Consider the following 8532-nt stretch of genomic DNA (forward strand, 5'->3'; position numbering starts at 1 on the left):
CACGTGCGTCGCGCTGCCTCGCCAACCAATCCTGGCGCGCAGTTTGAGTCAAACGCTGGGGCCTGTACAGAATCGAAGGTAAATCCCACTACGGCGAGTCAATCTGCGGTAGAACGGTTTCGCCGTGGACATGGAGGCCGAGGGCTGGACACTGACCCGAGAGCTCCTCGCCGGGCTGAGCCCGTACATGCGCGAGCATCTCCGCCGCTTTGGGCGCTATGTGCTCGACATGGAGGACGCGTCGCCTCCGCTCGTGCTTCGGGCGCTGCGAGTCCTCGCCGACAGGTCGATCTGACTCAGAGATTGCTGAAATTTACACGTATCCTGATCAGACCCGTCGTAGTCAATCAGGATGTAGCACAAGTCGCTTGTCCAGGGCTGTGAAGGTCACAAAAAGTGAACGCAACGACTCCTGCCGGTCGCCCGCCCTCGACGCAGCTGAATCGCCCGAGCAGCGCGAGTCGCGCGTCTTCGGTAGAATCGTGCCCTTTTGTAACCAGCGGGCTGTTGACGATGTTGCTGAATCCACTGCTTGAGCGCTTTGCCGAGCATTTCCCCATCCCCACCATGGCGCGCGCGGTGTTGGAGCGCAGCTTCCATCCGGACCAGCTCAACGCCTGGTTTGAGCAGACGGCGCAAAGCCAGTACACCCGTCAGCTGTTGTTCTGAGCCAGTTGCGCTGTCTCTAACCCACTGATTTGAAGGGGACGACAGGACTGCTCGACTTTCGTTTACCCCAATGTAGAACGCAAGATCAATGGTTTGCGCGTGCGCCAAGCGGGGAGAGCGAGAAATTCACCCCAGCACGCCCCGCTCGGGTGGAAATGGGACGCCCACCAAGGGATCATCGTCATTATCGAGACGACCCCTATTGTAAGGAGGATCCCATGGCGGCCATGGTGCAATCGAGCTTGTTTTCGTGGGATGCCCTCGAGGCGCGCAGCGACCTCGATCGGCTGTATTTGGTGCGTGACCATCTCCCCGATGAGCGCGTGGTTCAATACCTTGAGGTCATACGCGGGCACGGGCGCGATGATTATCCGGTGCGGGCGATGTGGAACGCGCTGCTCGCTGGCATCGTCTATCAGCATGAGAGCCTGGAATCGCTGCTGCGCGAGTTGGCGCGCAATCCCTGTCTGATGGAGGCCTGCGGCTTCGAGACCCTGCCGATCCAGCGCGCGCCCAAACCCCGGGTCGTCACCGACCCCGACACGGGCGTGGTGCGCATTGAGATCCCACCCCCTGCGGAGCCGGTACGCCCCGTGCCCTTGAGCTGGAACTTTTCACGCTTTCTGGCCAATGTCATTGAGCTTGAGGACGCGCTCGGCATGGTCAGCGAGATGGCGGTCATCCTGCGCGAGCAGCTCATGGCCGAGCTGCCTGATTTCGGAACACATCTGGGCTTCGATGGCACCGACATCGCCAGTCACAGCACCGGGCAGAAAGCGCGCGCCAGTGGCCAGACCTCTGACCCCGACGCCGATTGGGGCTGTCACGAGACCCAGGGCGTCGATGCCCGCACCGGCAAGGCCTGGAAGACGATCAAGCGCTGGTTCGGCTACGGACTGCACCTGATCGCCGATACCCAGTACGAAATCCCCGTGGCCTTTGAAGTCACCCCTGCCTCGGTCAGCGAGCAGCCCACCCTGCGCGCGATGATCCGCGCCACCTTCAGCGAGACGCCAGAACTCGCCGAGCGCTGCCGCGACTTCAGTGCCGATCGCGGTCTCGATAGCGCTGAGACCAAGGCGCTCCTGTGGGATGAGTACGCGATCCGCCCGCTGATCGATACCCGTGAGCTGTGGCGCGAGGACAAGCGCCTCCCTGATTACGATCCAGCCAAGCCCATCACCCGTCCCCTCAACCCCGAACGGGCCGATACCATCGTTTATACCGAGAAAGGCTCCGTGCAGTGCGTCTGTCCCGTGAGCGGCGAGCAACGCGATTTGGCCTTTCAGGGCTTCGAAGCCGATCGCGACACGCTCAAATATCGCTGTCCAGTCGCTGCTTATGGCCTTGAGTGCCAAGGCCAAGCCCAATGCCATCAGGCCGGCGACGTGAATCCCGGTGCGTACGGGCGCATCGTGCGTATCAAGCTCGATGAGCACAATCGGCGCATCTTCGTGCCCACCCCGTACGGCTCTCCGAGTTGGCAGCGCGGTTACAACCGCCGCAGTGCACTCGAGCGCATCAACAACCGCATCGACCGCCACTTCGGCTTCGAGCAGCACTTCATCCGTGGCATCGCCAAGATGACCACCCGCGTCGGGCTAGCCATCGCGGTGATGATGGCGATGGCACTCGGGCACATCCGACAGGGCCGGCCCGAGCAGATGCGCTCGTTGGTGCAGCCTATCCCCGCGACCGGATAGCCACACGCGCGCTTCTCCATCGCCCCTGTGCTTGATCGGATCAGTGCATCCGAGCAGGGCGCTCGCCTGGAGCTTTCTGAAGATGCGATCCATTCGCATCTATATGCATTCAACCTGCTCTCAGGACCCGCTGGAGCCCATTGGCAACGTCATTTCGAGTCTCGGCCACGCCGAGCGCCGATGCTCTGCCGGCCCTCGAACGTCCGCAGAACGCGACAGCGCAGATGTCTCACAACGAAATACATTGGAAACCATTGTAATGGCGATGTTACCATCCGCCACCCGCTTTGCCCCGTCGCGTTGATGTCGCCTACCGCTGATGAATGCCCGGCAACGACCTACCTTGGATGCTGAAGATGTCGCCATCGTGCTGATCGGCGACTTCAACCCAATGATCTTTCAGCCGGCTTGGTTTGCTTTGGAGGGTCTCATCCGCAAGTCCGAGGCAGAAGACGCGCATGTCGAGATCATCCATCACGATATCGCCAGCTTTCGGCTCGACTGGCTGTCGGTAGATGTGCTTCCCGACCGTTTTACGGCCAGGATTCGCAGTGAGGCCTTTCGGACCCAGCTCCGCGATTTGGTCGTTGGCGCTTTTTCGAAGCTCCCGCATACGCCGACCAGGCAACTTGGGATCAATCTGACTCAGCGCTACAGATTTGCGACGGATGCCGAGTGGCACAAGTTTGGTCACTACCTCGCCCCGAAATCACCCTGGAGCCATCTCCTCGAGAACCCGGGTATGTTGGGCCTCCATGTCAAAGGCACTCGGCCCGACCAAGAGCCAGGACACGTTGTGGTCAGCGTCGAACCCATTCGGCCGGGCTTTGCATCGCTGCGTGTCAATGACCATTTCGAGCAAGCAACAGACACAGATCAGGATCATCCAACAGCAACGCCAAGATTCGTCGAGCAAATTGCGGCCGATTTCGAAGCCTCGCTCCAGAGAGCAGATCAGATCATCGACGGGTTATTGACTGGATTCATGGCACAACAGGATTTCGATGACGGCACTCACGATTAGCAGCGAACTGCTCGGGCTGACAGCTGAAGCTGATTTACCCAGTTCCTTACAGGCTCAACTCACCGACGTCAAGAGACTGCCTGCCGGTCGCCTGTCGGAGCGGCTCACGGTTTCGGCCATTCGACCCTCGACGGTTGTTCTGGAGCGTCCTCTCACGACAACAATGCCGGGACTGAACGGCAACGCATTGGCCTTTCGGCGACCAGTGGTGACATCATCGCCGATGACCGGATTCCGCACCGAACAGCAGTTCGAGGGCATGGTGGTCTCGGTCGACGCGCAACAGCGGACCTTCGTTGCCCGACTCGCCGACCTGACGGCGCCGGCGCCAGAAGAGGAAGCAGAGATTGCTTTCGAGGAGATCAGCGCGGATGACCACTCACTGATCGTCCCCGGCGCCTTGTTCATGTGGACCATTGGGCGCATGACCCGACGCAATGGGCAGGTCTCGCGCGTCTCCGAGATCCGCTTTCGTCGCTTCTTTCGGTTGACGCCGGAGGCGATTGCCAAAGCTGAGCAGAAGGCCACCGAGATGTGGGAGCTGTTGAATGACGGAGACGCCGCGCAACCGGCAGGTTCCACCCTCACCCGATGAGATCGAGGTCTCGATTCTTGGCCCAGGTTTCGGCGAGTGTGTCCTCATCCACACTGGCGCTGGCCATTGGCTCATCATCGATTCGTGCATCGACGCCAGCACCAACAGTCCCGCCGCGCTTGAGTATCTCCAGGCGCTTGGAGTCCCGCCCTCGGCAGTCGATCTGATCATCGCGACTCATTGGCATGCCGACCATATTCGGGGATTGGCGGAGCTGGCTGCCGAGTATGATCGCGCACAGTTCTGTTGCTCGGCGGCACTCAGAAGCCAAGAGTTCCTGGCGATTGGTAATTTCTATGCCGATCTGAAGCTCAAGTTGCCAACCGGACCCACGGAGCTTCATCGCGCTTTCGAGGCCATTCGCAACCGCCCGGAGGGCCATGTCTCGCGGTCGATCCGATGGCTGCGCTCAGACATGCTGGTCTTTCGTGACCAGCACCGCATCGGCGACAACGTCATTCCCGTTCGACTGCATGCGCTCTCGCCCTCTGACGAGATGATCACACGCGCCAAGGAAGACATCGCCCTGCAGTACAGGGTCTGCAAGCAGTCAGGGCCAATCACCATGATGCCCCCTGTCCAACCCAACCACATCAGCGTGGTCCTGCATCTGGAGGTTGGGGGCAGGCGCATTCTGCTTGGCTCGGATTTGGAAGAAACCGGTGAACGGGACATCGGCTGGTCAGCCGTGCTGTCATCCGTCGGGCGTCCAGAAGAGACCGCGAGCGTTTTCAAGGTTGCTCATCACGGGGCGCGCTCCGGTCACGCGGACGAGGTCTGGAGCGAGATGCTGGAACCGAACCCGTTTGCTCTGCTGACGCCCTTTCGTTGGGGGCGCTGTCGCTTGCCCGATGCCGATGACCGTGGTCGAATCATGGCGTTGACCGACAAGGCGTACATCTCAGCGCATCCCGATCGGGACGTGGCACCTCAAAAGCGCGCTCGCAAAGTCGAGCAGATGATCTCGGGCACGGTAACCAAGCGGCGGATTGCTGCGGGATCACTCGGGCATGTCCGTTGGCGGGCGAATCTACTTGATGAAGACGACAAAGGAACTGTCGAACTCTTCGGGGCAGCGTTGCCTTTGGGCGAGGTTGCCTAGTGAAATGCGCTATGGCTTCTGTCGGTCGTCTACCCACTGAACCTTCTCCGGAAGCTCTCCCAGCCACTTGGTTGCCTCTGCAACCCATTCCTCAGTGAGCGGATCGATGGATTTGGGTGGCGCATTCCCGATATGGAGGGATATCACGTCTGGACTAGGACTAAGTCCTGTACGAATCTCACTGATGATGGAGGCATGCTTCAAGATTGCGCCGACTGCCCCGCTGTTGGACTGTCGTCTGTCTTCTAGCTCTTTGCTCAATGCTCGAGCCAGTTCTTGGGCTTTCCAATGGAGACGTGCGTCGAATTCACTATTCTGAGACAGAGCAAACCTTTCGATAGTGTCCGCCGAAAACTCCAGAGCCGGCGCTAGAGACAGTAAGAGCAGCAGCAGACTGCGGCTCAGCGAACTAAGGTCATCTCTCGCGGGCAGGGTATCGACACGACCGGGAATCCGCTCAGGCCATTGATGTCGCTGAACATTCTTTACGAAATCATTCAGGCGTAGCATGTACTCCTGACTTGCATAGTGCTGCCGGATCAGCAGGAGCAGAACTTGCTGCGCATCACGATAGGCTCCTGCCGACTCGAGCGACTCTTCATCATCGTCGTAGCCACGCAATAGAAACAAGACGACCTGCATAGCGGGCTCTTCGCTTTTGCCATCCTTGCTCGCTTCGAGTAGCAACAAGATCAGCAAGTGCCGAAGGTCTTCCCAGAATCGTTTGACCAGGATTCCGCAAATGTTCGCTGGGGCTTCAAGGCTGGGTTCTGTTTCCACCATCGATACATGAGATTGCGCCCAGATCTCAGCCCACTCTGCATCAAGGGCTGATGCCGTCAATGTTGGCGGAAGGTAATCATCCATGAAGGCGTGCTGGTAACGATAGCTCGTCTGAGCAAGCCAATTGAAGAATGAGCGAACGACAAGACTAGCGGCCTCCATGTCGCCGCGCACCACAGCCGCAAATACCATCTCCGCGGTTTGTTGGATGCGCTCCATCGAGAACTTCGCCTCGAGCGTGGCGTACTTCCAGGCGGCCTCGACGGACGTGATGGGCTCAGGCCCGTCTCGCAGTCGAATAAGCTCCCATCCGCCAACCCATTGGCGAAGCGCCCTGCCGTAGATCCCGGCACGCGGAGCCCGCAACTGTGCCTCATGCGCAGCGTCATGCGTGATGATCCCTTGGTCCTCAACTTTACCCAGCCACCACAAGCCGAGGAGAAAGATCAATCTTCCGTGAAGACGGAGCAGATCGAACGGAATCTCTAACGGCTCTCGCTCGACTTCCCAGACCAGCCGATGAGTCACATGACAGGCGAGATCAAACCCACGCGGGTTGGATTCAAGCATTCCGATCGCGCATTCGAGCCAGGGCGAATACTCAGAGATCCATGTCTGATGAAGAGAACGACCGCCGAATCCGGCTGGAACTTCCATGCAAGCTGCATTCGCAGCTGCACCATTGTCATCGATAAAACGACCTGTATCCAATAGCGCGGTATGGATATGGGTCAGCGCAAGCAGCCGCACCTCGGTGCCGTCCTCACGCCCGGCCGCTGTTTCGTTCTTCAGGTCTGAAACCAGTTCCTGAAGCAGTTCGCCCGTGGTGTAAGTCTGGCCAGAGCCGGGTGGGGAACGGAACACAAACGCTCGGCGGATGAGCAAGCGCGCCAACCAGTCTGGTGGCGGGCCATCCTTGACGACAAGCAGGGTCACCTTGCCGCTTTTCATGTCCCCCGGCGCGATTCTCAACTCCAGATCAGCGGCTCTTGCCGTTGCGTCATGGGAGATGTCGCCTTGCCAGAGAGTACGCGCGTGTGCCAACCATCGGTTCAGTCCGGCAGCGAACAACCGCAGTCGTACGTTCGTCAATTGGCTGTGCTTACGTAACCGCCGAGTGACGCATGGTGTTCCGTCAGTATCGTGAGGGTACAGATCGATAGACGGCCCTTGGTCTGCATCCGAGTCAAAGCGGGGATAGCTGGACCGACCTGGCAAGAGTCCTTGTTTCTGCGAACTCCATAGGATGTGCTTCTTCAGGTATTGACTTACCTCACGAGGCAACGCGATATGCACTGCATATTGCTCGAAGGCACGCAGTCGGTTTTCATCGTGCAAGAAGCTGATGGTGAAGTAGAGAAACCAGCCGGTCAGACAGATGTTGATCGCAAACCAATAGAGGCTTGCGATCATTCCCCAGGCGGTCCCTTGCGGGTCCAGCGTGAAGGCGACGAGATACTGGAGACCCATGGCACCGATAAGTCCAAGAGCGCTGAGTCCTGCTGGTAGTGCCGCCGTGGAATACAGATAGATCTGCAGGTCAACCTTTGACGACTGCCGTCGTTGCAGCAAGATCGCGACAAAAGCGATGACGATGGGGTAGACGACGGCGGTAATGGTGGCCTGAATCGTCCAGACGACATCGAAATAGGGCTTGACTCCCTTGCTAAACTCACTACTGAGAAAGCCTGGTTGATGGCCGGTGATGATGAGAACACCGAACACGCCGAGCAAGGCGAAGAGCGTCGATAGCTCAAGGATTGCGAGCACAAACCAGACTGGATGCTCGGTTGCGGAATGCAGAATCCGGGGGACGAAGCCGTGACAACAAGCGCGTCGCTCAGGATTGGTCTGGTTCCATTCTCTGATCCATTGATCGACGTGCGAAGAGAGCGTGTCGAATGGACCCCGCCGAAGCCCGAACAGCAAACGCGAGAAGAATCGAGGCTTCGCCTTTTCCCTGGAAGCAGACGGCATGGTCTCAGCTCAGGTCAAACTCGCTCTGCACGTCTGGGGCTGACTTGCGCGGTTTTCTCGCGCGTTTCGTCTGACGTTTACCGTTCGCCTCTGTCGCAAGCCCCGCCCGTTCTTCCTCGTCCGCGCGCTCGGCGTTGAGGGCGAGCAGGCGGGCGAGGACTTCGTCGCGGACGTCGTCGGGCCAGCGCAGGCGCCAGGGTTTCTTCTTGCGGCGGCCACTGGCGGTGTCGTCGTCCTCTTCGTCTTCCCAGTCGAGCAGGAATTCGCAGTCGGTGGGGATGTGGGTCCAGCCGTAGGCGTCGAGCACGGCGCGGTCCATGGCGGCGTGCAGCTCGCGCAGGCGCAGGATGTCGGGCGAGGTCTCGTCGGGGTCGTGGAAGCGGTTGTAGGTCTTGGTCAGACCCTCGTCGTTGCGGACCATGAGATCGGCGCGGAAGTCGTAGTAGGCTTGGCCGGCGGTTTCGAGGGTGGGGTTGGTTTCCCAATCTGGCGGGAAGGGGAAGGTTTCGAAGCAGTCGGACGGTGTGTATCGAAGGTCGTCCTTCATTGACGGTAACTACTCAGGTGTCCCAGTCCGGCCCTCGGCCGCCGACTACGCGAAGCGCGGCTGAGGCGGGGTGCCCTGGAAGGTCAGGGTGAGGGCGTTGAAGAGATTCGCCCCCTGCTTGTGCATGGTCGC

7 protein-coding genes are annotated in these 8532 nt (G+C 59.5%); 5 read left to right on the plus strand and 2 right to left on the minus strand.

The annotated features are described in order from the left end of the window. The first annotated feature begins 513 nt into the window (after window positions 1-513). The 5 genes from CKO23_RS23080 to CKO23_RS23100 all read left to right on the plus strand — a co-directional run bounded on the left by CKO23_RS23080 (window position 514) and on the right by CKO23_RS23100 (window position 5093). Entirely contained in the window at window positions 514-669 is a 156-nt protein-coding gene (locus tag CKO23_RS23080) for a hypothetical protein (protein WP_200335609.1), read from the plus strand. A 218-nt stretch (window positions 670-887) separates the two neighbouring features. After that, window positions 888-2372, plus strand: a complete 1485-nt coding sequence (locus CKO23_RS23085) for a transposase (RefSeq protein WP_242482683.1) — start codon at window positions 888-890, stop codon at window positions 2370-2372. A gap of 343 nt (window positions 2373-2715) precedes the next feature. Then, window positions 2716-3396 carry a hypothetical protein gene (locus CKO23_RS23090; RefSeq protein ID WP_200335611.1) on the plus strand — a complete coding sequence of 227 codons (681 nt, stop codon included), beginning with the start codon at window positions 2716-2718 and terminating at the stop codon, window positions 3394-3396. Continuing rightward, window positions 3377-3991: a hypothetical protein gene (locus CKO23_RS23095; protein WP_200335613.1), complete on the plus strand. Its 615-nt coding sequence runs from the start codon at window positions 3377-3379 to the stop codon at window positions 3989-3991. Before CKO23_RS23090 ends, CKO23_RS23095 begins: the two co-directional genes overlap by 20 nt. Continuing rightward, the gene (locus CKO23_RS23100; protein WP_200335615.1) at window positions 3945-5093 is read left to right on the plus strand and encodes a ComEC/Rec2 family competence protein; all 1149 of its coding nucleotides are present in this window, start codon (window positions 3945-3947) and stop codon (window positions 5091-5093) included. Before CKO23_RS23095 ends, CKO23_RS23100 begins: the two co-directional genes overlap by 47 nt. A gap of 9 nt (window positions 5094-5102) precedes the next feature. On the opposite strand, the gene CKO23_RS23105 is transcribed toward CKO23_RS23100, so the two are convergent. Further along, the gene (locus CKO23_RS23105) at window positions 5103-7853 is read right to left on the minus strand and encodes a hypothetical protein (protein ID WP_200335617.1); all 2751 of its coding nucleotides are present in this window, start codon (window positions 7851-7853) and stop codon (window positions 5103-5105) included. A gap of 4 nt (window positions 7854-7857) precedes the next feature. Next, on the minus strand, window positions 7858-8400 hold the full coding sequence (locus CKO23_RS23110; protein WP_200335619.1) for a hypothetical protein: 543 nt from the start codon (window positions 8398-8400) through the stop codon (window positions 7858-7860). Window positions 8401-8532 lie beyond the last annotated feature (132 nt).

The sequence above is a fragment of the Thiocystis violacea genome (assembly GCF_016583565.1).
Taxonomy (GTDB): Bacteria; Pseudomonadota; Gammaproteobacteria; order Chromatiales; family Chromatiaceae; genus Thiorhodococcus; species Thiorhodococcus violaceus_A.

Bases quoted from the DNA above. Each gene is read 5' to 3' on its own strand.
- CKO23_RS23080 (WP_200335609.1), top strand. From the start codon at position 514: ATGTTGCTGAATCCACTGCTTGAGCGCTTTGCCGAGCATTTCCCCATC.
- CKO23_RS23085 (WP_242482683.1), top strand. From the start codon at position 888: ATGGCGGCCATGGTGCAATCGAGCTTGTTTTCGTGGGATGCCCTCGAG.
- CKO23_RS23095 (WP_200335613.1), top strand. From the start codon at position 3,377: ATGACGGCACTCACGATTAGCAGCGAACTGCTCGGGCTGACAGCTGAA.
- CKO23_RS23100 (WP_200335615.1), top strand. From the start codon at position 3,945: ATGACGGAGACGCCGCGCAACCGGCAGGTTCCACCCTCACCCGATGAG.
- CKO23_RS23105 (WP_200335617.1), bottom strand. From the start codon at position 7,853: ATGCCGTCTGCTTCCAGGGAAAAGGCGAAGCCTCGATTCTTCTCGCGT.
- CKO23_RS23110 (WP_200335619.1), bottom strand. From the start codon at position 8,400: ATGAAGGACGACCTTCGATACACACCGTCCGACTGCTTCGAAACCTTC.